Source organism: Dickeya sp. NCPPB 3274 (genome assembly GCF_000406205.1).
Classification (GTDB): Bacteria; Pseudomonadota; Gammaproteobacteria; order Enterobacterales; family Enterobacteriaceae; genus Dickeya; species Dickeya fangzhongdai.
In genome coordinates this window covers 1,142,527-1,167,254 of record NZ_CM001979.1, presented here as the reverse complement: position 1 = coordinate 1,167,254, position 24,728 = coordinate 1,142,527, and the positions used below count along the sequence as shown (strand labels likewise).

Below are 24,728 nucleotides of genomic sequence, written 5' to 3'. Positions count from 1 at the left end.
TCATGAACGGCCTGTCAGGGACGATACACTTTGACGTTGTTGAACCCTTGTTCGCGCAGGTACAGCGCCTGCAAACGGCTCATCACTCCACGCTCGCAATACAGCAGGTAGGTTTTGGTCTGATCCAAATCGCCGAACTGCGTCCCCAATTTGTAGAACGGCAGCGATTTTACCTCTACCTGCGCCAGCGCCAGCGGGCGCTCATCCTGCTCGTCCGGCGAACGAATATCCAGCAGAATATCGCTCGCGGCAAAGGCGCCAACCGTTTCCACTTCGGTCACATCCTGCCGGGTCTGTTCGGCAATATCACGGATATCGATGTTACGTGCTTCCGCGACCACCCGTTCAAGAATCGAGAAATCAAACAGACTTTCTTCATGCTCGATTTTGGCCTTCACCGCCTTCACCGTCGGGCTTTTGGAGATTACGCCGCAGTATTCGGGCATGGTTTTGGCGAAATCCTCGGTGCCAAGCTCGCGCGCCATGCGGATGATGTGCTCTTTATCGTGAGAAATCAGCGGACGCAGGATCAGCGTATCCGAGGCGTTATCAATCAGCCGCAGGTTGGTCAGCGTCTGGCTGGATACCTGACCCAGCGCTTCGCCGGTCACCAGCGCCTGCACGCCATAGCGTTCGGCAACGCGCGACGCCGCCCGCACCATCATGCGCTTGAGCACCACGCCCATCTGACCATCGTCCACCTTCTCCAGGATTTCACCGACCACCGGTTCGAAATCGATGGCGACAAAACGCACCCGGTGTGAACTGCCGAAACGGTTCCACAGGTAATGCGCGACCTGACGCACGCCGATTTCATGCGCGGCGCCGCCCAGATTGAAGAAGCAGTAATGGACCCGGCACCCGCGGCGCATCAGCATGTAGCTGGAAACACCGGAGTCAAATCCGCCGGAGATCAGCGACAGTACGTCTTCCTGCGTACCGATCGGAAAACCGCCGATCCCTTCGTAGCGCCCTTTAATCAGCAACAGGCGATCCTGCTCGATTTCCAGGTGCACCGTGACCTGCGGAGCGGTCAGATTAACGCGCGCGCTCTCGATATGCTGATTCAGTCCGCCGCCGACGTAGCGCTCTACATCCTGAGAGCTGAAATCGTGCTTGCCGCGGCGCTTCACCCGCACGCAGAAGGTTTTACCCTCCAGTTGCTCGCGGTAGGTGGTCAGCGTTTGTTCAAAAATATGGTGGACATCGGTGTAAGCGCACTCTTCCACTTCAAGAATGTGGTGAATGCCCGGGATACGCGTCAACGCATCACGTATCGCTATACGTTGATTTTCGTCTTTGGCGCGAACGTCGATATGATCCCAGTGACGGACAACCGCCAGCGTTTCATCATACTGTTTTAAAACGTTACGGATGTTACCGGTAAGAATTTTTATAAAGCGCAATCGCACAGATTGGCTCTTGATGGTGATTTCCGGGAACAATTTAATGATAAACTTCATGGCGGCTATCGTTAGTTGGTTCTGAAGGCGTAAAACACAGGTACGTGGATAAAACGCAGGTACCCTGAGCGCTAAAATTACGTTATCGGTAAAACCATCCTTGTCCGGGTGGCGTTACCAATAGCATCCAGGGCGCGGAGTATACCACCATATTGCGGTAAGCTGCGCGGATTAAGCGCATAATTGCGTACCATTGAGGCGCTTGCCGTGACAATCCGGTGGCGTCGGCGCCGACAGGCGCGTATAAACAAGATCCGGAAACGAATATGCCGAAAAAAACTGAACAACCCGTCAGCTTTGAAAGCTCGCTCGCCGAACTGGAGCAGATCGTGTCGCGTCTGGAATCGGGCGAACTGCCGCTGGAAGAGGCGCTGAACGCCTTTGAGCAGGGTGTCCAGCTTGCCCGTCAGGGGCAATTGAAATTGCAGCAGGCCGAACAGCGCGTTCAGATTCTGCTGAATGACGATCCCGATGCAGCCCTGACACCTTTTACGCCGGATAATGAGTCGTTATGACAGATTTTCTCAAGCAGCTCACTGCTCACCATCAACGCATCAACGCCACACTCAACCAGTTTATTGCCACCCTGCCTTTTCAGAGTAGTCCACTGGTGGAAGCTATGGCGCACGGCGCATTGTTGGGGGGAAAGCGTCTGCGTCCTTTTCTGGTCTACACCACCGGCCAGTTGTTCGGTATCTCGCAGGATAACCTCGACGCGCCTGCCGCCGCCGTTGAATGTATTCATGCCTATTCCCTGATTCACGATGATTTACCGGCTATGGATGATGACGATCTGCGGCGCGGTCAGCCTACCTGTCATGTCAGATTCGGCGAGGACAAGGCGATTCTGGCGGGCGACGCCTTACAGACGCTGGCGTTCTCCATTCTGGCGGATGCGCCGATGCCGGAAGTCAGCGACCGCGATCGGCTGGCGATGATTTCCGAACTGGCCAACGCCAGCGGCGTGGCCGGCATGTGCGGCGGTCAGGCGCTGGATTTGGAAGCGGAAGGCCATCAGGTTGACCTGCTGGCGCTGGAACGCATCCACCGCCATAAAACCGGCGCGCTGATTCGGGCTTCGGTACGATTAGGCGCGCTGGCCGCCGGCGAGCGCGGACGCCTCGCCCTGCCTTGCCTCGACCGCTACGCCAACGCTGTCGGACTGGCCTTTCAGGTGCAGGACGATATTCTTGATGTGATTGGCGACAGCGCCACCACCGGCAAACGCCAGGGCGCTGACCAGCAGCTCGGTAAAAGCACCTACCCGGCGTTGTTGGGACTGGAGCAGGCCAAAATCAAAGCCCGGGAACTGTGTCAGGAATCCCTCTCGGCGCTGAATGAACTGGAAGAAACGCTGGACAGACCCGTCGCTATTGCACCATTGCGGGCGCTGGCGAACTATGTCGTTGAACGTGATAAATAATTTTAATATCAATACCGCTTGATGAGTATCCGATGACCTTTGATATAGCGAAATACCCCACGCTGGCGCTGGTGGAAAACCCCGAGGAACTGCGCCTGCTGCCAAGGGAAAGCCTGCCCAAATTGTGCGACGAGCTGCGACAGTATCTGCTGGACAGCGTCAGCCGCTCAAGCGGGCATTTTGCCTCGGGTCTGGGTACGGTCGAGCTGACCGTGGCATTGCATTACGTCTATAACACCCCGTTCGACCATCTGGTATGGGATGTGGGCCACCAGGCTTACCCTCACAAAATCCTGACCGAACGACGCGACCGCATCGCCACCATCCGTCAGAAGGGCGGCCTGCACCCGTTTCCCTGGCGTGGTGAGAGCGAGTACGACGTGCTAAGCGTCGGCCACTCCTCGACGTCCATCAGCGCCGGTATCGGTATGGCCGTGGCCGCCGAACGTGAAGGACAGGGTCGCCGAACCGTCTGCGTGATCGGCGATGGCGCCATCACCGCCGGCATGGCGTTTGAAGCCATGAACCACGCGGGTGATATCAAACCGGACATGCTGGTCGTGCTGAACGACAATGAAATGTCGATTTCCGAAAACGTCGGCGCGCTGAACAATCATCTGGCGCAATTGCTGTCCGGCAAGCTCTATTCCACCCTGCGCGAAGGCGGCAAGAAAGTGTTGTCCGGCCTGCCGCCCATCAAGGAATTGGTCAAACGTACCGAAGAGCACCTGAAAGGCATGGTGGTGCCCGGTACGCTGTTCGAAGAGCTGGGATTCAACTATATCGGCCCGGTGGATGGGCATGACGTGCAGTCGCTGGTCCAGACGCTGAAAAACATGCGCAGTCTGAAAGGCCCACAACTGCTGCATATCATGACCAAGAAAGGCAAAGGCTATGCGCCGGCCGAACAGGACCCGATCAGCTGGCATGCGGTGCCGAAATTCGATCCGGCCAGCGGCACGTTGCCGAAGAACAAAGAAGCGCTGCCTACCTACTCCGCCGTTTTCGGCCAGTGGCTGAAGGAAACCGCCGCGGCGGATAACCGCCTGATGGCGATTACCCCGGCCATGCGCGAAGGCTCCGGCATGGTGTCGTTTTCGCGTGAATATCCGCAACAGTACTTCGACGTCGCCATCGCCGAGCAACATGCGGTGACCTTTGCCGCCGGGCTGGCGATCGGCGGTTATCGCCCGGTGGTGGCGATTTATTCCACCTTCCTGCAACGCGCCTATGACCAGGTTATTCATGACGTCGCCATCCAGAACCTGCCGGTGCTGTTCGCCATCGATCGCGGCGGCATCGTCGGCGCCGACGGTCAGACCCATCAGGGCGCGTTTGATCTTTCGTTCCTGCGCTGCATCCCCCAGATGGTGATCATGACGCCCAGCGACGAAAACGAGTGCCGGCTGATGCTGCATACCGGCTACCACTACCAACAGGGGCCGTGTGCGGTGCGCTACCCGCGCGGCAATGTGCTGGGCGTAGCGCTGACGCCGCTGGAAACCCTGCCGCTCGGCAAAGGCGTGATGAAGCGTCAGGGGGAGAAGGTCGCCATTCTGAATTTCGGTACCCTGCTGCCGGAAGCGCAACAGGCGGCTGAAGCGCTTAACGCCACGCTGGTGGATATGCGATTCGTCAAACCGTTGGACGAAGCGCTAATCGCCTCGCTAGCCGCCAGCCATGACGTGCTGGTCACCCTGGAAGAGAATGCCGTTATGGGCGGCGCCGGCAGCGGCGTGAACGAATATCTGATGGCGCAACGCCTGCCGGTGCCGGTGCTCAACCTCGGCCTGCCCGATATCTTCATTCCGCAAGGCACTCAGGCGGAAATCCGCGCCGACCTGGCGCTGGACGCGGCAGGCATCGAGCGCCGCATCCGCGACTGGCTGGCTTGACTGATGCCAATCAGGCGGACATAAAAAAACCGGGGCTAACCCGGTTTTTTTACAGCAACAGATTTTTTACAGTAACGAGAAGAGCAGCGCTCGTGCGTACAACGGCTATATCACATAGTGCCCAGCCACATACAAAACCGCGGCTGAAATCACCCCTGCGACAATATCGTCGACCATGATGCCCATGCCGCCGTGTACATTGCGATCAAACCAGCGAATCGGCCAGGGCTTGAAAATGTCCAGAACCCGGAAAATCACAAACCCGGCGGCCACCCATCCCCAGTGGGTCGACGGCACCGCCATCAGGGTGATCCACATCCCGACAAATTCGTCCCAGACGATGCTGCCGTGGTCATGCACGCCCATGTCTTTCGCGGTGCGATGACACAGATAAACGCCGATGCAAATACTGAGCATCACCAACAGCGAATAGAGCTGCAACGGCAACAGCATCAACAGATACCACACCGGGATAGCCGCCAGCGAGCCTGCGGTGCCGGGCATCCACGGCGACAGGCCGCTGCCGAATCCGGTCGCCAGCAAATGCCACGGATTACTCATCCGTAAGCGGCTTTTGGCGACCAGCGATCCTTTGTTTTCATGCGCCAAAATGGTCATACCCTTTCAGATTAACGGTCACCGGTTGCCCTGAACGGAAGAAGCTCAGCCCTTCAGACGCCGGCCCGATCTGGCCGATACAGGTATAGCGAGCGCCCAGATGGCCGATCGCCACCTCCAGCGCCCCCCGGTTCAGCTCCGGCACGGTAAAGCACAGTTCATAATCTTCACCGCCGCTCAACGCCCATCGCATCACTTGCTCCGGGTCATCATGTTGCAGCAACGCGCTGGAATACGGCAACGCATCCAGATTGATACGCGCGCCGCAATCGCTGGCCTTAAGAATATGCCCCAAATCAGACGCCAACCCGTCAGACAGATCGATAGCCGCACTGGCCAGATCGCGCAGCGCCTGCCCATGTAGAATACGAGGCTGGGGGCGCAAATGGCGCTGCAGCAGCCATTGACGATCGTCGGCGTCGGGCACCTGTAGCCGATCCTGCAAAATAGCCAAGCCGGCGGCGCTGTCGCCCAGCGTTCCGGTAACGTAAATCCAGTCGCCGATGCGCGCTCCGCTGCGTTTCAGCGCCCGGCCCGCCGGCACCAGCCCCTGGATGGTTAGCGTCATGCTGAGCGGCCCGCGCGTAGTGTCGCCGCCAATCAGTTGCATATCGTAGTAAGCAAGCAGTTCAAACAGGCTGTCGCTGTAGGCGGCCAGCCAGTCGGCATCGATACCAGGCAAGGTCAGCGCCAGCGAGACAAAGGCCGGGTCGGCTCCCATTGCAGCCAGATCGCTCAGATTAACCGCCAGGGATTTGTACGCCAGATCGGCCGGATCGATGTCGGGCAGAAAATGAATACCGGATACCAGCGTATCCGTGCTGACCGCCAGCAACTGTTTGTCCGGAATGTTCAGCAGGGCGCAGTCATCGCCGATCCCCAGTTCAACATCCCGTCGTGAATAGCCCCCCCGGTTGAAATAGCGGGCAATCACATCAAACTCACCTTGAGCCATAATCTTTCCAGATCGTGGTAACCTAAAAAAACCAAGGCCGGAAAACCGGCCCTGACTGACTTATTTTTTACCCGGCCGCAGGTGAGGCCCGGCTTTGTCCAGCACACCGTTCACAAACTTGTGGCTGTCTTCGGCGCCAAACACTTTGGCCAGCTCAATCGCTTCGTTGATGGCAACCTTGTAAGGCACATCCTCGCGTTTGCTGAGCTCATACACCGCCAGACGCAGAATGGCTCTCTCCACCTGCCCGAGTTCGTCCAACTGGCGGGAAAGATACGGCGCCATCTGGGCATCCAGCTTTTCCGCCTGGGTGGCAACGCCCGCCAGCAACTCGCGGAAATAGGCGATGTCCACGCCTTTGACATCCTGCTCGCTCAGGAACTGGAGTTCAACATCGGCAATATCGTTTTTGGACAACTGCCAGGAATAAAGCGCTTGAACCGCACATTCACGAGCGCGGCGACGAGCAGCAGGTTTCACGGAATACCCCTTACAAAATAAATCAGGCTGACTTGATTGAGTGTAATACATTGATCATTTCAAGCGCGGTCAGAGCGGCTTCCGCCCCTTTGTTCCCCGCTTTGGTGCCGGCGCGCTCAATGGCCTGCTCGATACTTTCCGTAGTCAGCACACCGAAGGCGACCGGAATGTCGCTGTTCATCGCGACGTGAGACAGACCGGAGCTGCATTCGCCGGCAACAAATTCAAAATGCGCGGTACCGCCGCGGATCACCGTACCCAGCGCCACTACGGCGTCATATTTCTGGCTGTTGGCCAGCGTGCGCACGGTCAGCGGCAATTCATAGGCGCCCGGCACCCACACGACGGTGACGTTTTCTTCTTTCACCTGGCCGATACGCTTGAGAGCGTCCAGCGCGCCTTCCAGCAGGCTGTCATTGATGAAGTGATTGAAACGGGCAATAGCAATCGCCACGCGGGCATTCGGAGCGGCAACAACACCTTCAATAATGTTCATAGCTTTCCTTTGACTGTTTTACGACCCCGCAGGGGGGCGGATTCTATCATATTCTTCCGGGCGCGTATCCGCTTTTGACCCAGTGGCGGATATCCATCGCATGACACGCGCAGGGATGTGTTATTGAGGTTTCAGCGTCAGGCGGATATCCGGCCCCACCTGACAGAGGTCCGTCATGGCAAACGCGGGCGCCTGCGACAGCTGCTCCAGCCCCGGCAGCACGCACAGCGGCCGGGCCGCTTCCCCCAGCAATCTGGGCGCGAGATAGACGATCAGCTCATCCACCACGCCGGCCTGCAACAACGCGCCGGCCAGACGAGGGCCCGCTTCCACCCACACCGTATTGATCTGACGTTTGCCCAGCGACATCATCAGGGCGACCAAATCAATGCCGCCGCCGTGCAGCGGCATATCCAGTTGCTCCACGCCGTCCGGCCATGACTGACCATCCTGACGCGGACGCGCCAGCCAGGTTTGTCCCGGCTGGCTAACCAGACGATGCTGCGGAGTCACGCGCGACTGGCTGTCGACAATGACGCGCACCGGCTGGCGCACGGCGTTTTCAGGGTAAAACCGCTGGGTATCCGCATCCAGTTCCGACCAGCGCACGGTCAGCGACGGGTCATCCGCCAGCACGGTGGCGCTGCTGCTGAGGATCGCCGAACTCTGCGCCCGGAAACGCTGCACATCCTGGCGGGACTGCGGCGAGGTGATCCACTGGCTTTCGCCGGACGCCATCGCCGTACGGCCATCCAGCGAGGCGCCGAGTTTAAGCTGCACGTAAGGGAAACCGGTGCGCATCCGTTTCAGAAAACCCCGGTTAATTTTTTCCGCCTGCTCCATCATCACACTGTGCCGCACCTCGATGCCGGCCTGTTGCAGACGGTGCAGACCGCGACCAGCCACCTGCGGATTCGGGTCCTGCATCGCCGCCACTACCCGCGCCACACCGGCTGCGATCAGCGCATCGGCGCACGGAGGCGTGCGGCCGTGATGACTGCACGGCTCAAGCGTCACATACGCGGTGGCGCCGCGCGCTTGGTCGCCTGCCATGCGCAACGCATGCACTTCCGCATGCGGCTCACCCGCTTTCTGGTGATATCCTTCCCCCACGATCTCGTCATCTCTGACGATCACGCACCCAACGTTCGGGTTCGGCGCCGTCGTGAAGCGCCCGCGGCGAGCAAGCTCCAGCGCGCGGGCCATGTAAAATTCATCAGAGTGTGTAGCCATCCTGTGCGTATCCTGGATTCAGAGCCATATAGGGAGAGCACGCTGCGTAAAAACCGACGCGCCGTTAATCCTGCAGACGGGCGATCTCTTCGCCGAATTCGCGGATATCCTCGAAACTGCGGTACACCGATGCAAAGCGGATGTAGGCCACCTTGTCGAGCTTTCTCAGCGCATCCATCACCAGATTGCCCACCATTTTGGCGGTCACTTCCCGCTCGCCGGTCGCGCGCAGTTGAGATTTGATGTGAGTGATGGCCATTTCCACGTCGTCAGAGCTGACCGGACGTTTCTCCAACGCCTTCAGCATACCGCTGCGCAGTTTGTCCTCATTGAACGGCTCGCGCACATCATTACTCTTGATGACGCGCGGCATCACCAGTTCCGCCACTTCAAAGGTGGTAAAGCGCTCGTTGCACACCAGACACTGCCGGCGACGACGAACCTGAGAACCCTCCCCCACCAGGCGAGAATCAATCACTTTGGTATCCACTGCGGCACAAAAAGGACAATGCATAACGTTTCCAGACCATAGCCTTATAACCTTGTCCTAGTTTACCCCGAATTTCGCCTATAACCCAAATCCCGACATGACGCGTTTTTTTCCCGCCGACCTCACCGCGGTTTAGGTTCGATTGAAGTGATTTACGCTAAAGTAGCGCCGCATTCTGGTCATGCTGTTTGCAAACGACACGTGGATTGCCACTGCCGTTTAGCATGCCCGGACTATCAAACGGAAACCGCCCGGTTTCGCATTGTTTCACTACCGGAGACCCCCTCAATGGGACCTGACCCTAATCCTCACCCAGGACAAAGCGTCATTCACCGGTAAGTCAGCTTTTACGCTGCCTTGCCGGTTACTACAGGCAAGGCAGCGACGCCCCGATCGTCCCTGCTGATTGCGTTATAAGCCACACGCGGACGGGTTGCCTCTGCGTGTTATCAGGCCGCCGTCCTTCTCTGGCTGCGGCAGGGAGATATTTGTATGCGTTTAATTCGGCTCACACGGCAATGGCTCTCACAGCTCGATCACCATTTACCGCGTCGTCTGTTCCAGCGCGATCCCATGCCGGACGGAAAAGCGAGCATCAGTCAGGCCATGAGCGACGCTATGGCGTCGCGCTGTCTGCGGCTGGCCCGTCTTGACGAAACCACCCTATATCAGGAATTCGGTAGCCATCCGGAAGGGTTGCTGCCGGCTGAAGCCGAGCAGGCGCGGGCACGCCACGGCGATAACCGGATTCCCGGCGAGCAAGCGGCACCCTGGTGGCGACACTTATGGCGTTGCTATCGCAACCCGTTCAACCTGCTGCTGACACTGCTGGGCTTGATTTCTTACGCCACGGAAGACCTGACCGCCGCGCTGGTCATCGCGCTGATGGTGCTGATTTCCACCCTGCTTAATTTCATTCAGGAAGCGCGTTCCGGCAAAGCCGCCGATGCGCTGAAAGCGATGGTCAGCAACAAGGTGACCGTGCTGCGCAGCGATGCCCAGACCGGTTACAGCGACTATCAGGACATTCCGTTGGATCAGTTGGTGCCGGGCGATATCGTCAAACTGGCGGCGGGCGACATGATCCCGGCCGACCTGCGTATCCTGCAGGCCCGTGACCTGTTCATCAGTCAGGCATCGCTGACCGGCGAATCGCTGCCGGTGGAAAAAGTGGCGAACAGCCGCCAGAGCGAGCAAGCGACGGCGCTGGAATGTGACACGCTCTGTTTTATGGGCACCAACGTGGTTAGCGGCACCGCGCTGGCGATGGTGATTGCCACCGGCGGCAATACCTGGTTCGGCCAGTTGGCCGGCCGCGTGGTGCAGCAGCCCGGCGAAGCAAATGCCTTCCAGCAAGGCATCAGCCGCGTCAGTTGGCTGTTGATCCGTTTCATGCTGGTGATGACGCCGATTGTGTTGCTTATCAATGGCTACACCAAAGGCGACTGGTGGGAAGCCGCGCTGTTCGCCCTGTCGGTCGCCGTCGGTCTGACGCCGGAAATGCTGCCGATGATCGTCACTTCTACGCTGGCTAAAGGCGCGGTGAAACTATCGCGTCAAAAAGTCATCGTCAAACGGCTGGATGCCATCCAGAACTTCGGCGCTATGGATATCCTGTGCACCGACAAGACCGGCACGCTGACGCAGGATAAAATCGTGCTGGAATGCCATACCGATGCGTTTGGCAACGCCAGCCAGCGGGTGCTGCGCCACGCCTGGCTGAATAGCGCCTACCAGACCGGGTTGCGCAATTTGCTGGATCAGGCGGTGCTGGAGGGAATCCCGCCGCAGGAACAACAGGTCGCCTTATCCCGCTGGCGCAAAGTGGACGAAATCCCGTTTGATTTTGAGCGCCGCCGCATGTCGGTGGTGGTGGCGGAAAACGATGACCAGCACTGGCTGATCTGCAAAGGCGCGCTGGAAGAAACCCTTGGCGCCTGCGCTCGGGTACGTCACGGCGAGCAGTTGTTGCCGCTGGATGCTCCCCTGTTGTCGCGCATTCGTCATTTGACGGATGACCTTAACCGACAGGGACTGCGTGTAGTGGCAGTCGCCAGCAAAGTAATGTCCGCCGATCGCCAGGATTACGGCCGGGTGGATGAATCCGACCTGATTCTGGAAGGCTATATCGCTTTTCTCGATCCGCCGAAAGAGAGTACCGCGCCTGCGTTGAAGGCGCTGAAAGACAACGGCGTGACGGTGAAAATCCTCACCGGCGACAGCGAACTGGTCGCCGCCAAGGTGTGCCGTGAAGTGGATATTGAACTGACCGGCGTCCTGACCGGCCGCGACGTCGACGCCTTGAGCGATGAACAACTGGCGCGCACTGCCCGCGATACCACGCTGTTTGCCCGCCTGACGCCGCTGCACAAAGAACGGATTGTGCGCCTGCTGCGTTCGGAAGGCCATGTGGTCGGTTTCATGGGCGACGGCATCAACGACGCGCCGGCTCTGCGGGCTGCCGATATCGGTATTTCGGTAGATTCGGCGGTGGATATCGCCCGCGAGGCGGCGGATATCATCCTGCTGGAAAAAAGCCTGATGGTGCTGGAAGAAGGCGTCATCGAAGGTCGACGCACCTTCGTCAACATGCTGAAATACATCAAGATGACCGCCAGCTCCAACTTCGGCAACGTCTTCAGCGTACTGATCGCCAGCGCTTTCCTGCCGTTCCTGCCGATGCTGCCGCTGCATCTGTTGATCCAGAACCTGATGTACGATATTTCGCAGATCGCCATCCCGTTCGACAATGTGGACGACGATCAGGTCAAAAAACCGCAGCGCTGGAATGCCGGCGATCTCGGGCGGTTTATGGTGTTCTTCGGCCCGATCAGCTCTATTTTCGACGTTCTGACGTTCTCGCTGATGTGGTGGTTCTTCCACGCCAACACGCTGGACTCTCAGACGCTGTTCCAGTCCGGCTGGTTTATTGAAGGATTGTTGTCGCAAACGCTGATTGTGCACATGATCCGCACCCGCCGCATCCCGTTCATCCAGAGCCGTCCGTCCTGGCCGGTGATGGTGATGACGTTGTTAATCATGGCGACCGGTATCGGGCTGGTGTTCTCGCCGCTGGCCGGCTTCCTGCAGTTGCAGGCGCTGCCATTAGGCTACTTCCCGTGGCTGTTGGCGATCCTGAGCGGTTACCTGCTGCTCACTCAGGCGATGAAAGGCTTCTTTGCCCGCCGCTACGGCTGGCAATAACAACAACCGGCGCAGCGGCTGATTACCGCTGCGCCCTGATTTCCTCTCTTGATTCAGCCTGTTCTGCTTACCTTTTTTCCCAAAACGTCATTCACTATAAGGGACAACAAATCACGTCTACACTGACACTAAATTGAATAATGAAATGACCCGCTACGGGCTTAGGGAGAAACAGGATATGATTTTTCACCGCCGCGTTATCCCGATGTTATCCGTCATGGTGCTGCTCGCCGGGTGTGCGCAACCGCAAACCACCCGCGTACAGAACGAACTTGGTCAGATTAACCAGAAACTGCGCGACCTCACCAACCGCGCCGTTGCGCTGGAACAGCAGAATACGCTAAACGCCAACTCTACCTCCGGAGTGTATTTGCTGCCTGCCGCCTACAATCGGGCATTGCTCGACAGCAGCATCGGCAAGTTAAGCCTGGAACTCAGCAAGGTTGAACCGGAAGCCAACGGCACGCGCGCCTTGCTGACGATCCGCACCATGAACACGCTGACGTTGCCGGCCTTCCGCGCGCAACTTGACTGGGGAGCGCTTGATCCGGTCAGCGGTAAACCGTTAACCGGCGACACGCAAACGCAGTTACTGACTATCCCACCAACGCTGACGCCGGTCTCGGAAATCACGGTAGAGGTGCAGCTTTCCGGCCTGACGCCGGAGCAGCTCGGCTTCGTGCGTGTGCATGATGTGGCGGCGGCCCCTACGCTGCGTCGCAGCGAACCGAGTCAGTGACAGACCTGCATCGCCCCAGCGCCAACTATAAAAAAACCCCGCCGGATGGCGGGGTTTGCGTTTGTAATCTCGGACGGTGAAAAAGCGGTTACGGCAGCAACGACGGCTGGTCCGCGCCTTCTTTTTCCACTTTCTGCACCAGCATATGCTCGCGCTTCATACCCAGCTTGAGCGCCAGAGCCGATGCCACATAAATAGAGGACGCCGTACCGATGGTGATACCAATCAGCATCGTCAGCGAGAACCCCTGTAGCATCGCGCCGCCGAACAGATACAGCATCAGGATCACCACCAGCGTCGTCCCCGACGTGATCAAGGTCCGGTGCAGCGTTTGGGTCAACGACACGTTGAAAATCTCGTAAGGCGTACCGCGGCGGATCTTGCGGAAGTTTTCACGAATACGGTCAGAAACCACGATGCTGTCGTTCAGCGAGTAGCCGATGACCGACATCAGCGACGCCACAATGGTCAGGTCGATTTCAACATAGAACAGCGACAGCACGCCCATGGTGATGATAACGTCATGCGCCAGCGCGATAACCACCCCCGCAGCCAGACGCCATTCGAAACGAAAGCCGACGTAAACCAAAATACAGATTAACGCCGCCAGCAACGCCATAGCGCCGGTCTGGGCCAGATCCGCGCCCACGCTCGGCCCGACGAACTCGATGCGTTTAACCGCCGCATTCTGGCTGGTTGCTTCGTTGATCACGCTGACAACCTTGCTGCCCAGCACCTGACCGCCGGTTTCACCGTGAGCAGGCGGCATGCGCACCATAATGTCGCGGCTGCTGCCGAAGTTCTGCACCAGCGGATCGGCAAAGCCGGCCTTCTCCAGCGCCCCGCGCATCTGCTCCAGATCCACGGATTTTTCCAGCGAAATTTCGATAACCGTGCCGCCGGTGAAATCCAGCCCCCAGTTGAAGCCGCGCACGCCCATCACGACGATAGACAGCAGCAGCAGCAAACCGGAGAAGCCGAAGGCCCAGTAGTCCCAGCGCATAAAGTCATAAACTTTACGGCCGTAGTTCAATTGTTCAACAGTATATTCCTGTGCCACAACGCACTCCTCAGATAGACAGCTTTTTGATGCGTTTGCCGCCGTACAACAGGTTTACGATGGCACGGGTACCAACGATCGCAGTAAACATGGACGTCGCCACGCCGATACCGGTCGTAATCGCAAATCCTTTAATCGAGCCGGTACCGATCGCATACAGGATAATGACCTTAATCAGCGTCGTGACGTTCGCATCGAAGATGGAGCTGAATGCGCCTCTGTAACCTTCGTCGATCGCCTGCTGAACGGAACGCCCGTTGCTCAGCTCTTCTTTGATACGCTCATTAATCAGTACGTTGGCGTCCACCGCGACGGCAAGGGTTAACACGATACCCGCGATACCCGGCATGGTCAGCGTGGCACCCGGCAACAGCGACATAATGCCGACCACCAGCACCAGGTTCGACAGCAGAGCGGACGTCGCAATCATGCCGAACTTCTTGTAGAAGAAGATCATGAACAGGATAGACACGGCCAGGCCAGCCAGACAGGCTTCCAGCCCCTGGGTAATATTCTGCATACCGAGGGTTGGGCCGATGGTGCGTTCTTCCACAATCTGGATCGGCGCAATCAGCGCGCCGGCGCGCAGCAGCAGCGACAGCTGACGAGCTTCGTTCGGGTTGTTGATGCCGGTAATACGGAAGCTGTTGCCCAGACGAGACTGAATAGTGGCGACGTTAATCACCTCTTCCTGTTTTTCCAGAATCGCGCGGCCGTTGGCATCTTTCTTACCGCTGTCCTTATACTCCACGAACAGGGTCGCCATCGGTTTGCCGATGTTGTCCTTGGTGAAGTTGGACATCATGTTGCCGCCGGCGCTGTCCAGCGAGATATTTACCTGCGGACGGTTGTATTCATCGTTGCCGGAGGTAGAGTCGGTAATGTGGTCGCCGGTCAGAATCACGCGCTTGTACAGCGCCACCGGTCCGCCATCACGCATATTCATCACTTCGGTGTCGCCCGGCACGCGGCCGCTGGTCAGCGCGGCTGGATCGACATTGCTGTTGACCAGACGGAACTCCAGCGTGGCGGTCGCACCCAAAATTTCTTTGGCGCGCGCGGTATCCTGAATCCCCGGCAGTTCCACCACGATGCGGTCGGCGCCCTGACGCTGCACCAGCGGTTCGGCTACGCCGAGCTGGTTGACGCGATTGCGCAGGATGTTGATGTTCTGCTGCACCGCATATTCGCGGGCTTCACGCAGACGGGCATCGCTCATGACCGCACGCAGCGTATCGCTGCCGCTGGCATTGATCACCAGATCGCGATGGCGAGAGGTCAGGTAATTGACCGCGTCGTCACGCAGTTGGCCGTCACGGAACAGAATGTCCACGCCATAATTGTCTGACTTGCGAACAGAAGCATACTGGATGCCTTTCTCGCGCAGATCGCTGCGCAGGGAATCCATCGTCTGCTCCTGCAGCTTGCCTAACGCGGTGTCCATATCCACTTCCATCAGGAAGTGCACGCCGCCACGCAGGTCAAGACCCAGTTTCATCGGTTCCGCCCCCAGCATTCTCAGCCAGGTAGGGGTAGCGGGCGCCAGGTTGAGCGCAACCACATACTTCTCGCCCAGCGCGGTCAGCAAAACTTCACGAGCGCGGAGCTGTACGTCCGGCGTGGAGAAACGCGCGAGAATAGCGCCGTTTTCCAGCGCAATAGACTTGCTGGCGACATTTTGTTCTTTCAAAACATTCTGGATCTGGACCAGCGTAGATTCACTGGCGGCGGTTCCTCGCGCGCCAGTGACCTGAATTGCCGGATCCTCACCATACAGGTTAGGAAGTGCGTAGAGCAGACCAACGACGATCGTCACGATCAGCATCAGGTACTTCCACAGAGGATAGCGGTTTAACACGGTAGTTCCCTTCGGGAAAGTCGAAAAATTACAGGGCCTTCATGGTACCCTTCGGCAGTACGGACGTCACGTAGTCACGCTTGATCACGACTTCGTTGGTCTCGTTCAGGGCGATGGTGATAAATCCATTATCAGCCACTTTGGTCACACGACCCACCAGGCCGCCGTTGGTCAGCACTTCGTCGCCTTTGCTGATCGAATCCATCAACTTTTTGTGTTCCTTGGCACGTTTTTGCTGAGGGCGCAGGATCATGAAGTAAAAAATCAGACCGAACACGGCCAGCATAATCACCAGAGAGTACGGGCTTCCCTGAGCCGGAGCACCTGCGGTTGCTGCCACTGCGTCGGAAATGAAAAAACTCATTTAAATGTCCTCTTTAGTTATCAAAACAACAGTTATCAACACGAAAAGTTATCAAAACGAAAAATTACCAATACGAAAAGTTATCGGTAAAACGTTCATGCCACGCAAACGTGCTTATTGCGGCGCATGACCTTCATGATCATTTCCCGCCGCGTTGTCGGCCAACGGCGGAACCGGTTTACCGATGCGCTGGTAAAACTCGGTCACAAAGCTCTCTAATCTACCGTCCTCGATAGCCTGACGTAAACCCGCCATCAGGCGCTGATAATAGCGCAGGTTGTGGATGGTATTGAGGCGCGCGCCAAGTATTTCGTTACAACGGTCCAGATGGTGCAAGTAGGCGCGGCTATAATTGCGACACGTGTAGCAATCACAGTGTTCATCCAGCGGTCCGGTGTCATCTTTGTGCTTGGCGTTACGAATTTTGACCACGCCGTCCGTGACGAACAGGTGGCCGTTACGGGCGTTGCGGGTCGGCATCACGCAATCAAACATGTCGATGCCGCGGCGTACCCCTTCCACCAAATCTTCCGGTTTACCCACCCCCATCAAATAGCGGGGTTTATCCGTCGGCAATTGCGGGCAGACATGCTCCAGAATGCGGTGCATATCGGCCTTCGGCTCGCCGACCGCAAGGCCGCCCACAGCGTAACCATCAAAGCCGATGTCCACCAGCCCTTTTACCGACACATCACGTAAATCTTCGTAAACACTACCCTGAACGATGCCGAACAACGCGTTTTTGTTGCTTAATTCATCAAAACGCTGACGACTGCGCTTCGCCCAACGCAGCGACATTTCCATCGATCGCTTGGCGTAGTCCCAGTCTGCCGGGTAAGGGGTGCACTCATCGAAAATCATCACGATATCGGAACCGAGATCGTACTGAATTTCCATGGATTTTTCCGGGCTAAGGAAAATAGCGTCGCCGTTGATCGGGTTGCGGAAGTGCACGCCTTCCTCGGTGATCTTGCGGATATCACCCAGGCTAAAGACCTGAAAACCACCGGAATCGGTCAGGATCGGGCCATGCCACTGCATAAAATCATGCAGATCGCCGTGCCGTTTCATGATTTCCTGCCCCGGGCGCAGCCACAGGTGGAATGTGTTACCCAGAATGATCTGAGCGCCGGTGTCTTTAACTTCTTCCGGCGTCATCCCCTTGACGGTACCGTAGGTGCCGACCGGCATGAACGCCGGCGTTTCCACCAGACCACGATCAAAAACCAGGCGACCGCGACGCGCGCGGCCGTCCGTTTGCAACAGTTCGTACTTCACTTAACCTCCAGCATCAGAAAACAGTCTGATGACATTATTGATATACCCACAGAACCTGGCCTGCGGTATGAAACATGAAAATGAATCGACGGCGGACTACCCCACCTGCTCCTGTTCCGCCGACGGATTACGGGTGATGAACATGGCATCTCCGTAACTGAAAAAGCGGTATTGTTCAGCCACCGCCTGCCGGTAGGCGGTCATGGTGTGGCGGTAACCTGCGAATGCGGAAACCAGCATAATCAGCGTCGATTCCGGCAGGTGAAAATTGGTCACCAGCGCATCCACCACCCGGTAGTGATAACCGGGATAGATAAAGATACGGGTATCGCCGAAAAACGGCGCGATAACCTCTCCGGCACTGGCCTGAGCCGCGCTTTCCAGCGAACGTACCGAGGTAGTGCCGACCGCAATAACGCGGTTGCCGCGCGCCTTGCAGGCCAGCACCGCATCCACCACCGCCTGCGGCACCTCGGCATACTCGGCGTGCATGATGTGATCTTCGATGGACTCCACCCGCACCGGCTGGAATGTACCGGCACCGACATGCAGGGTAACGAAGGCCATTTCCACGCCTTTTTCTTTCAGTGCAGCCAGCAGCGGCTCATCGAAATGCAAACCGGCGGTCGGCGCCGCCACCGCACCGGGGCGCTGGCTGTACACCGTCTGGTACAGTTCGCGGTCCGCCGCTTCATCCGGACGGTCAATATAGGGTGGCAGCGGCATATGCCCGATGTCATTGAGAATGGTCAACACATCGCGCGTATCGTCAAAGCGGATTTCGAACAGCGCGTCATGGCGTTCCAGCATGGTGGCTTTCACGCTTTCGTCTTCGCCGAGCAGCAGTTCGGTACCGGGTTTCGGCGCCTTGGATGCGCGCACATGCGCCAGCACACGCTGGTCATCCAGCATTCTTTCCACCAGCACTTCCAGCTTGCCGCCGCTGGCCTTACGTCCGAATAGGCGCGCCGGAATCACCCGGGTATTGTTGAACACCAGCAGATCGCCCGGCTGTAATTTATCGAGCAGATCGGTAAAGACGCCGTGCGCGAGCGCGCCTGTGGGGCCATCCAGCGACAACAGACGGCAACCGCTGCGTTTTGCCTGCGGATAACGGGCAATCAGAGACTCAGGCAATTCAAACGAAAAATCGGCAACACGCATGACCATTCACTTAATTTTCGGCACAGTGGAACAAAAGAAGCGGCCTAGTCTAGAGCCCGTCGGGACCGGCTGCAAGAAATAAGCGGGACAGAGCGCCGCCTTCCTCTATACTTGCCGCATTGATTACGCCTCTTCGCCTTTCAGGGACCGCTCCGACGCCATGAATTTTCTCGCGCATCTGCACCTCGCCACGCTGGCGCAAAGCTCGCTGACCGGAAACCTGATGGCGGATTTCGTGCGCGGCAACCCCGACAGTCTGTACCCGCCCGACATCGTCGCCGGTATCCGTCTGCACCGTCGCATCGACGTGTTGACCGACAGCCTGCCGGAAGTGCGTACCGCCTGCCGCCATTTCAGCGCCGACTATCGCCGGGTCGCGCCGATAGCGCTGGATGTGCTGTGGGACCATTATCTGGCGCGCAGTTGGCCGGAGCTGGAACCGGCGATACCGCTGACGCGCTTCGTCGCCGACGCTGAGCAGCAGATCGCGCCCCATCTGGCCGACAGCCCAGAGCGCTTTCGCAACCTGAATCATTATCTGTGGCCGGAACGCTGGCTGGAACGCTACGCCGAACTGCCGTTTATCGCCGACGTGCTGCACCGCATGTCGGTACGTCGGCCGAAGCTGGCGGCGCTTTCCGGTTCATTCGGCGATATTGAGCATCACTACCATCAATTTGAAACATTATTCTGGCAGTTCTATCCTCGTATGATGCATCTGGCAAAAACAGGTCAGCTTGATGGCCCGGCTGACGCCGCACGGTAAAACGAGGAACAGCACGCCAGGCTGTTCATCTGTCAGTGAAAAGAATTATCAATTGATTCGATAGACAAAAGCTATCTTATTGATTGGTCGCTTTCGCTTTATTCACCGGCAGGCTGTACCTATACTTACGGCGTTCATTACATTCACCTATCATTAACAGCTATTTACAGGAGTAATTATGGTCCTGGTAACTCGTCCTGCCCCCGACTTCACTGCCGCTGCCGTACTGGGAAGCGGGGAAATCGTTGAGAATTTCAATCTGAAAAAGCACATCAACGGTAAACCGGCTGTGATCTTCTTCTGGCCGATGGACTTCACCTTCGTATGCCCGTCCGAGCTGATCGCGTTCGATCACCGCTACGAAGAGTTCAAGAAGCGTGGCGTTGAAGTGGTTGGTGTGTCTTTTGACTCCGAATTCGTACACAACGCCTGGCGTAAAACCCCGGTCGAAAACGGCGGTATCGGCGAAGTGAAATACGCGATGGTCGCTGACGTTAAACGCGAAATCCAGAAAGCCTACGGTATCGAACATCCGGAAGCCGGCGTAGCGCTGCGTGGTTCTTTCCTGATCGACAAAAACGGCATCGTGCGTCACCAGGTGGTGAACGATCTGCCGCTGGGTCGTAACATCGATGAAATGGTACGTATGGTTGACGCGCTGCAGTTCCATGAAGAGCACGGCGAAGTGTGCCCGGCTCAGTGGGAAAAAGGCAAAGCGGGTATGGGCGCGTCTCCGGACGGCGTTGCAAAATACCTGAAAGAAAACGCCAACAACCTGTAATCGGCGTATTCGATATCAGTAATCAGCCAGCGGCTTCGTCCGCTGGCTTTTTTATGCCCGCCATCCGGCGGCGGGCAATGCAGGTCAGTACGCTCAGCTACGGCGCCGACGAAGCGCGTAACTCGCCAGCAACAGTGCAATCCACACCATGCCGGCGTACAGCGCAATGCGGGTATCCGGGAAGTAGCCAATCAGGCCGATGATAAACACCAGGAACACGATGCCGACCACCGCGGTCGCCGCGCCGCCCGGCAACGGAAACGCCAGCGCTTTGGCCTGCGCGCGGCTCAGTTTGCGGCGAAAGGCAATCTGCGAGCACAGAATCATGATCCACACCCAGACAGTGGCGAAGGTCGCCAGCGAGGCGATCACCAGAAACACCTTCTCCGGCATGATGTAGTTGAGGTACACCGCCACCAGCAGCGCCAGCACCATCACCAGCACCGTCACCCAGGGCGTGCCGCGTTGGGACAAGCGGCCGAATATCTGTGGCGCATGTCCCTGCTCCGCCATGCCGTGCAACATGCGGCCGACGCCGAACACGTCGCTGTTGATGGCGGAGAGCGAAGCGGTAATCACCACGAAATTAAGGATACCGGCCGCCGCCGTGATGCCCATGTGCTGGAAGGTCAGTACGAACGGGCTGCCGCTGGTCCCTACCTGATTCCACGGATAAATCGACATGATCACGAACAGAGTGCCGACATAGAACACCAGAATACGCCAGGGCACCGAGTTGATGGCGCGCGGAATGGATTTATGCGGCTCTTTGGCTTCGCCGGCGGTGATGCCGATAATCTCCACGCCGCCATAAGCAAACATCACCATCTGCAACGACAGAATCATCCCCATCACGCCGTTGCTGAAGAAACCGCCGTTGGTCCACAAATTATGGATGCCGGTAGGCTCGCCGCCGTTGCCGATCCCCCAGACGATGATGCCGATGCCGGCCACGATCATCACCACAATGGTGGCGACCTTGAAGAACGACAACCAGAACTCCAGCTCGCCGAACACTTTAACGTTCATCAGGTTGATGGCGCCGATGATCAGCACCACGCTCAACACCCAGATCCAATGCGGCACCGCCGGAAACCAGACGCCCATATAGATACCGAAGGCGGTAACGTCGGCAATCGCCACAATCAGCATTTCAAAGCAGTAGGTCCAGCCGGTGATGTAGCCGGCCAGCGGGCCGAGGTAATCGCGAGCGTAGCGGGAAAAGGAACTGGCCTGCGGGTTGTTGACGGACATCTCGCCCAGCGCACGCATGATGATATAGGCGAACACGCCGCCGATCAGATACGCCAGCAACACGCTCGGGCCCGCCATCTGGATGGCGCTGGCCGAACCATAAAACAGCCCGGTGCCGATGGCGGAGCCCAGCGCGATAAAACGAATATGCCGCGTACTTAAACCGCGCTTGAGTCTGGATTGTTGTTCCATAGGTTTGGATTGTTGTTCCATAAATGAGCAACCCTGTCTTTACAAACGAAAAAACCACAGGCAAACGCCTGTGGTGAAAAACATCAGTCAAACCGTACTCAGGAATGTGCGGTAACTTCCTGACGACCGGTGATGCGGTCATAAATCGCCACCACCAGCAGAATGATCAGCGACGGCGGCAGCCAGGCCAGCCCTTGCTCGCTCATCGGCAGGCTCTGCATCCAGCCCGGCAGCAACGGCTGAAAGGCGGACGACTTGATGCCGTCAACCAGACCGAACAGCAGACTGACCAGCATCACCGGCGCGATGACATGGGTGCTGTTATTCCACCAGCGGCGGGTGAAGCTCAACAGCACCAGAACGATACACGGCGGATAGATGGCGGTCAGCACCGGCACCGACAGCTGAATCAGGTGACTCAGCCCCAGATTGGATACCACCATCGAGAACAGCCCCAGCACAAATACCAGCGTACGGTAGGACAACGGCAGGTACTGAGCAAAGAATTCGGCGCAGGCGCAGGTCAGACCTACCGCGGTCACCATACAGGCGATAAAAATCAGCAACGCCAGGAAACTGCTGCCCATATTACCGAAGGTGTACTGCACATAAGCGTGCAGAATCTCGGCGCCATTCTGCGCGTTCGGCACCAGCGAACCGCTGAAAGAACCGAGGTGGAACAGGCTCAGGTACACCAGCGTCAGCCCCAGACCGGCAATCAGCCCGGCCAGAATGGTGTAGCGGGTCAACAGCGCCGCATCGGTGATGCCGCGTGAACGGGCGGCGTTGACAATCACAATGCCGAACACCATCGCGCCCAGCGTGTCCATAGTCAGATAGCCGTTGACGAAACCGCTGGAGAACGGCACCTGCTGGTACGCTTCGGCGGTCGGCGCCGGCGTGCCGGCCGGCCATAGCAGCGCCGCGATGCCCAGCACGGTCAGCGCGATGATTTTCACCGGCGCCAGAATATGCCCAACGGTATCCAGCAAACGGCCGGGATAGAGCGAAATCGCGATCACAATGGCGAAGTAAATCAGGCTGTAAATCAACAGCGGCGACGCGCCTTCGCCTACCAGCGGCGCGATCCCGACTTCGAACGATACCGTAGCGGTACGCGGCGTGGCGAACAGCGGCCCGACCGCCAGATAACAGACCGTCGCCAGCAGTACGCCGGCTTTTTTGCCGATCGGGCTGCTCAGCGTATCAATGCCGCCGCCCACGCGGGCCAGCGCGATCACCGTCAGCACCGGCAGGCCCACCGCGGTAATCAGGAAACCGAGCGCGGCGATCCACACGTGTTCACCGGCCTGCTGACCGACCATCGGCGGGAAAATGATGTTTCCGGCGCCGACAAACAGAGCAAAGGTCATGAAGCCCAATGCCACGATATCTTTGGAAGTTAAACGATGACTCATATGTATGTTGTTGTTGCCTGTAAAAATGTTGTTGTCTGTAAAAAATGGTTTTGCCGGCAGAAACCGGGCGCTAAAGCGGCGCACGCGAAAAGCGAGACGTCCGTGCGATGTGCAGGATTATGGATGTGAGGTTTTATTGCACAGCGTTAATGGGGGCTAAGTAAAACGTTTATAGCAAGAAAAGGCAATACGCGATCGGTAAACCAGAACATTAATCTGATATTTTGTAAAAATACAGCATCTCGATTTATCTTTTCACGGGCAGGCTTATACATGATTTGTGCATTAAAACAGTTTGCAGCGCGAAGAATCAGCTCAAAATTACAGCGGCGAGCAATAATTATCCATATTAAAAACTTATAGAAATAAAAAACGCCGGTAATACGCACCGGCGTTATAAAAAAGCATCCTGGCTTGCAGCGCCGGTGGTTACCAGACGCGTTTGGCGATATCCACCACCAGTTTCAGCTTGTCCCACTGCTGCTCTTCCGACAGCGTGTTGCCCTCTTCGGTAGAAGCAAAGCCGCACTGCGGGCTTAAGCACAGCTGGTCCAGCGCAATATATTGCGTCGCTTCGGCGATGCGCTTCTGCACGTCGTCCGCATTTTCCAGCGCCCCGGTCTTGGTGGTAATCAGGCCCAGCACCACTTTCTGATGGCCCGGCTTGATGAAACGCAACGGTTCGAACCCGCCCGCCCGTTCGGTATCATATTCGAGGAAGAACGCATCCACCTTCACTTCGCCAAACAGGGTTTCCGCCACCGGCTCATAGCCGCCTTCGGAAATCCAGGTGGAGCGGAAGTTGCCGCGGCAAACATGCAGGCCCACCACCAGATCGGCCGGTTTGCCTTCCAGCGCCTTGTTCAGCACCTGCGCATAGGTGCGGCGCAGATAATCCGGATCATCGCCGCGTTCGCGGATCTGGCGCTTTTGGTCTTCGGAGCACAGATACGCCCACACCGTGTCGTCCAGTTGCAGATAACGGCAGCCCGCGTCATAGAACGCATGGATGGCATCACGCCAGGTCTGCGCCAGATCGTCGAAGTAGTCGGCCAGATCCGGATATACGGTACTGTCGATTACGCTACGGCCGCCGCGGAAATGCAGCACGCTCGGGCTGGGGATAGTCATTTTGGCGACGGCGTCGCCGGCCACGCTGTTGAGGAAACGGAAATCGTCCAGCATCGGGTGCTGCGGATTAAAGCTGACCTTGCCGGTCACTTTTACGCCGCGGGCTTTGGTCTGCACGCCGTTGAACTGGATGCCCTGCTCCGCTTCATAACGTTCCACGCCATTCAGATTGTCAAAGAAGTCGAAGTGCCACCAGGCGCGACGAAACTCGCCGTCGGTCACCAGTTGCAGACCCGCCGCGCGCTGCAACTCCACCGCACGCTGAATTTCCTGATCTTCGACGCGGCGCAACGCTGCCGCATCAATCTTACCGGCCTGAAACTGCAAACGCGCCTGCTTGATGGCAGCCGGACGCAACAAACTGCCGACCACATCGGCACGGAACGGAGGAAGGGCTTGTGTCATGTTTAGCTCCTGCACTTCAGCTGACGCGAAACAGATCGGTTTCAGTCAGTCGATTTTTAGA

The 24,728-nt window shown here is 57.7% G+C and carries 22 protein-coding genes; 7 read left to right on the top strand and 15 right to left on the bottom strand.

The annotated features are described in order from the left end of the window. Window positions 1-14 precede the first annotated feature (14 nt). On the bottom strand, window positions 15-1,463 hold the full coding sequence (gene thiI / locus DXX3274_RS05995) for a tRNA uracil 4-sulfurtransferase ThiI (RefSeq protein WP_042859059.1): 1,449 nt from the start codon (window positions 1,461-1,463) through the stop codon (window positions 15-17). Between the two features lie 266 nt (window positions 1,464-1,729). Here thiI and xseB point away from each other — a divergent pair, with 266 nt between their 5' ends. Genes xseB through dxs form a run of 3 tightly spaced genes read left to right on the top strand, consistent with a single transcriptional unit; the run spans window position 1,730 to window position 4,781 of the window. Further along, entirely contained in the window at window positions 1,730-1,978 is a 249-nt protein-coding gene (xseB, locus tag DXX3274_RS05990) for an exodeoxyribonuclease VII small subunit (RefSeq protein ID WP_013316834.1), read from the top strand. Next, window positions 1,975-2,886 (top strand): (2E,6E)-farnesyl diphosphate synthase, encoded by a 912-nt coding sequence (gene ispA / locus DXX3274_RS05985; protein ID WP_042859058.1) that lies wholly within the window; start codon window positions 1,975-1,977, stop codon window positions 2,884-2,886. Before xseB ends, ispA begins: the two co-directional genes overlap by 4 nt. A 32-nt stretch (window positions 2,887-2,918) precedes the next feature. Continuing rightward, window positions 2,919-4,781: a 1-deoxy-D-xylulose-5-phosphate synthase gene (dxs, locus tag DXX3274_RS05980; protein WP_042859057.1), complete on the top strand. Its 1,863-nt coding sequence runs from the start codon at window positions 2,919-2,921 to the stop codon at window positions 4,779-4,781. 105 nt (window positions 4,782-4,886) lie between these two features. On the opposite strand, the gene pgpA is transcribed toward dxs, so the two are convergent. From pgpA to nrdR, 6 genes are all read right to left on the bottom strand, one after another. Then, window positions 4,887-5,399, bottom strand: a complete 513-nt coding sequence (gene pgpA / locus DXX3274_RS05975) for a phosphatidylglycerophosphatase A (RefSeq protein WP_042859056.1) — start codon at window positions 5,397-5,399, stop codon at window positions 4,887-4,889. Beyond that, window positions 5,380-6,354: a thiamine-phosphate kinase gene (thiL, locus tag DXX3274_RS05970; RefSeq protein ID WP_042859055.1), complete on the bottom strand. Its 975-nt coding sequence runs from the start codon at window positions 6,352-6,354 to the stop codon at window positions 5,380-5,382. The genes pgpA and thiL overlap by 20 nt, the downstream gene beginning before the upstream one ends. A 60-nt stretch (window positions 6,355-6,414) precedes the next feature. Further along, window positions 6,415-6,834: a transcription antitermination factor NusB gene (gene nusB, locus DXX3274_RS05965; RefSeq protein WP_016941768.1), complete on the bottom strand. Its 420-nt coding sequence runs from the start codon at window positions 6,832-6,834 to the stop codon at window positions 6,415-6,417. A gap of 22 nt (window positions 6,835-6,856) precedes the next feature. Next, entirely contained in the window at window positions 6,857-7,330 is a 474-nt protein-coding gene (ribE, locus tag DXX3274_RS05960; RefSeq protein ID WP_042859054.1) for a 6,7-dimethyl-8-ribityllumazine synthase, read from the bottom strand. A gap of 120 nt (window positions 7,331-7,450) precedes the next feature. Beyond that, complete coding sequence (ribD, locus tag DXX3274_RS05955; protein ID WP_042859053.1) at window positions 7,451-8,563, bottom strand: bifunctional diaminohydroxyphosphoribosylaminopyrimidine deaminase/5-amino-6-(5-phosphoribosylamino)uracil reductase RibD; 1,113 nt, start codon at window positions 8,561-8,563, stop codon at window positions 7,451-7,453. A gap of 64 nt (window positions 8,564-8,627) precedes the next feature. Then, entirely contained in the window at window positions 8,628-9,077 is a 450-nt protein-coding gene (gene nrdR / locus DXX3274_RS05950) for a transcriptional regulator NrdR (RefSeq protein ID WP_012883737.1), read from the bottom strand. Between the two features lie 468 nt (window positions 9,078-9,545). On the opposite strand from nrdR, the gene mgtA reads away from it, so the two are divergent. Continuing rightward, complete coding sequence (gene mgtA, locus DXX3274_RS05945) at window positions 9,546-12,257, top strand: magnesium-translocating P-type ATPase (RefSeq protein WP_042859052.1); 2,712 nt, start codon at window positions 9,546-9,548, stop codon at window positions 12,255-12,257. Window positions 12,258-12,435: 178 nt separating this feature from the next. Continuing rightward, window positions 12,436-12,996 (top strand): DUF3251 domain-containing protein, encoded by a 561-nt coding sequence (locus DXX3274_RS05940; RefSeq protein ID WP_042859051.1) that lies wholly within the window; start codon window positions 12,436-12,438, stop codon window positions 12,994-12,996. 88 nt (window positions 12,997-13,084) lie between these two features. Here the strand turns inward: DXX3274_RS05940 and secF are convergent, their stop codons facing one another. The 5 genes from secF to queA all read right to left on the bottom strand — a co-directional run bounded on the left by secF (window position 13,085) and on the right by queA (window position 18,720). After that, complete coding sequence (secF, locus tag DXX3274_RS05935; protein ID WP_042859050.1) at window positions 13,085-14,056, bottom strand: protein translocase subunit SecF; 972 nt, start codon at window positions 14,054-14,056, stop codon at window positions 13,085-13,087. A 10-nt stretch (window positions 14,057-14,066) separates the two neighbouring features. After that, window positions 14,067-15,914, bottom strand: a complete 1,848-nt coding sequence (secD, locus tag DXX3274_RS05930) for a protein translocase subunit SecD (RefSeq protein ID WP_071603917.1) — start codon at window positions 15,912-15,914, stop codon at window positions 14,067-14,069. A 28-nt stretch (window positions 15,915-15,942) separates the two neighbouring features. Then, the gene (gene yajC / locus DXX3274_RS05925) at window positions 15,943-16,278 is read right to left on the bottom strand and encodes a preprotein translocase subunit YajC (RefSeq protein ID WP_042859048.1); all 336 of its coding nucleotides are present in this window, start codon (window positions 16,276-16,278) and stop codon (window positions 15,943-15,945) included. Between the two features lie 114 nt (window positions 16,279-16,392). Next, window positions 16,393-17,556 carry a tRNA guanosine(34) transglycosylase Tgt gene (gene tgt, locus DXX3274_RS05920; RefSeq protein WP_042859047.1) on the bottom strand — a complete coding sequence of 388 codons (1,164 nt, stop codon included), beginning with the start codon at window positions 17,554-17,556 and terminating at the stop codon, window positions 16,393-16,395. A gap of 96 nt (window positions 17,557-17,652) precedes the next feature. Continuing rightward, window positions 17,653-18,720 carry a tRNA preQ1(34) S-adenosylmethionine ribosyltransferase-isomerase QueA gene (gene queA, locus DXX3274_RS05915; RefSeq protein WP_042861919.1) on the bottom strand — a complete coding sequence of 356 codons (1,068 nt, stop codon included), beginning with the start codon at window positions 18,718-18,720 and terminating at the stop codon, window positions 17,653-17,655. Window positions 18,721-18,880: 160 nt separating this feature from the next. Here queA and DXX3274_RS05910 point away from each other — a divergent pair, with 160 nt between their 5' ends. Both DXX3274_RS05910 and DXX3274_RS05905 read left to right on the top strand, forming a co-directional pair. Further along, window positions 18,881-19,486: an ACP phosphodiesterase gene (locus DXX3274_RS05910; RefSeq protein ID WP_042859046.1), complete on the top strand. Its 606-nt coding sequence runs from the start codon at window positions 18,881-18,883 to the stop codon at window positions 19,484-19,486. A gap of 178 nt (window positions 19,487-19,664) precedes the next feature. Then, a complete protein-coding gene (locus DXX3274_RS05905) occupies window positions 19,665-20,267 on the top strand; it encodes a peroxiredoxin C (protein WP_038661321.1) in 603 nt (200 codons plus the stop codon). Window positions 20,268-20,360: 93 nt separating this feature from the next. Here the strand turns inward: DXX3274_RS05905 and proY are convergent, their stop codons facing one another. From proY to DXX3274_RS05890, 3 genes are all read right to left on the bottom strand, one after another. Further along, window positions 20,361-21,713, bottom strand: coding sequence for a proline-specific permease ProY (gene proY, locus DXX3274_RS05900; RefSeq protein WP_042861918.1), 1,353 nt, complete (start codon window positions 21,711-21,713; stop codon window positions 20,361-20,363). 98 nt (window positions 21,714-21,811) lie between these two features. Then, complete coding sequence (gene brnQ, locus DXX3274_RS05895) at window positions 21,812-23,131, bottom strand: branched-chain amino acid transport system II carrier protein (protein ID WP_042859045.1); 1,320 nt, start codon at window positions 23,129-23,131, stop codon at window positions 21,812-21,814. Window positions 23,132-23,560: 429 nt separating this feature from the next. Further along, window positions 23,561-24,667: a cobalamin-independent methionine synthase II family protein gene (locus DXX3274_RS05890; RefSeq protein WP_042859044.1), complete on the bottom strand. Its 1,107-nt coding sequence runs from the start codon at window positions 24,665-24,667 to the stop codon at window positions 23,561-23,563. Window positions 24,668-24,728: the final 61 nt, after the last annotated feature.

Coding starts and splice junctions, on each gene's coding strand:
- thiI (WP_042859059.1), bottom strand. CDS start 1,463: ATGAAGTTTATCATTAAATTGTTCCCGGAAATCACCATCAAGAGCCAA.
- xseB (WP_013316834.1), top strand. CDS start 1,730: ATGCCGAAAAAAACTGAACAACCCGTCAGCTTTGAAAGCTCGCTCGCC.
- ispA (WP_042859058.1), top strand. CDS start 1,975: ATGACAGATTTTCTCAAGCAGCTCACTGCTCACCATCAACGCATCAAC.
- dxs (WP_042859057.1), top strand. CDS start 2,919: ATGACCTTTGATATAGCGAAATACCCCACGCTGGCGCTGGTGGAAAAC.
- pgpA (WP_042859056.1), bottom strand. CDS start 5,399: ATGACCATTTTGGCGCATGAAAACAAAGGATCGCTGGTCGCCAAAAGC.
- thiL (WP_042859055.1), bottom strand. CDS start 6,354: ATGGCTCAAGGTGAGTTTGATGTGATTGCCCGCTATTTCAACCGGGGG.
- ribE (WP_042859054.1), bottom strand. CDS start 7,330: ATGAACATTATTGAAGGTGTTGTTGCCGCTCCGAATGCCCGCGTGGCG.
- ribD (WP_042859053.1), bottom strand. CDS start 8,563: ATGGCTACACACTCTGATGAATTTTACATGGCCCGCGCGCTGGAGCTT.
- nrdR (WP_012883737.1), bottom strand. CDS start 9,077: ATGCATTGTCCTTTTTGTGCCGCAGTGGATACCAAAGTGATTGATTCT.
- mgtA (WP_042859052.1), top strand. CDS start 9,546: ATGCGTTTAATTCGGCTCACACGGCAATGGCTCTCACAGCTCGATCAC.
- DXX3274_RS05940 (WP_042859051.1), top strand. CDS start 12,436: ATGATTTTTCACCGCCGCGTTATCCCGATGTTATCCGTCATGGTGCTG.
- yajC (WP_042859048.1), bottom strand. CDS start 16,278: ATGAGTTTTTTCATTTCCGACGCAGTGGCAGCAACCGCAGGTGCTCCG.
- queA (WP_042861919.1), bottom strand. CDS start 18,720: ATGCGTGTTGCCGATTTTTCGTTTGAATTGCCTGAGTCTCTGATTGCC.
- DXX3274_RS05910 (WP_042859046.1), top strand. CDS start 18,881: ATGAATTTTCTCGCGCATCTGCACCTCGCCACGCTGGCGCAAAGCTCG.
- DXX3274_RS05905 (WP_038661321.1), top strand. CDS start 19,665: ATGGTCCTGGTAACTCGTCCTGCCCCCGACTTCACTGCCGCTGCCGTA.
- proY (WP_042861918.1), bottom strand. CDS start 21,713: ATGGAACAACAATCCAGACTCAAGCGCGGTTTAAGTACGCGGCATATT.
- brnQ (WP_042859045.1), bottom strand. CDS start 23,131: ATGAGTCATCGTTTAACTTCCAAAGATATCGTGGCATTGGGCTTCATG.
- DXX3274_RS05890 (WP_042859044.1), bottom strand. CDS start 24,667: ATGACACAAGCCCTTCCTCCGTTCCGTGCCGATGTGGTCGGCAGTTTG.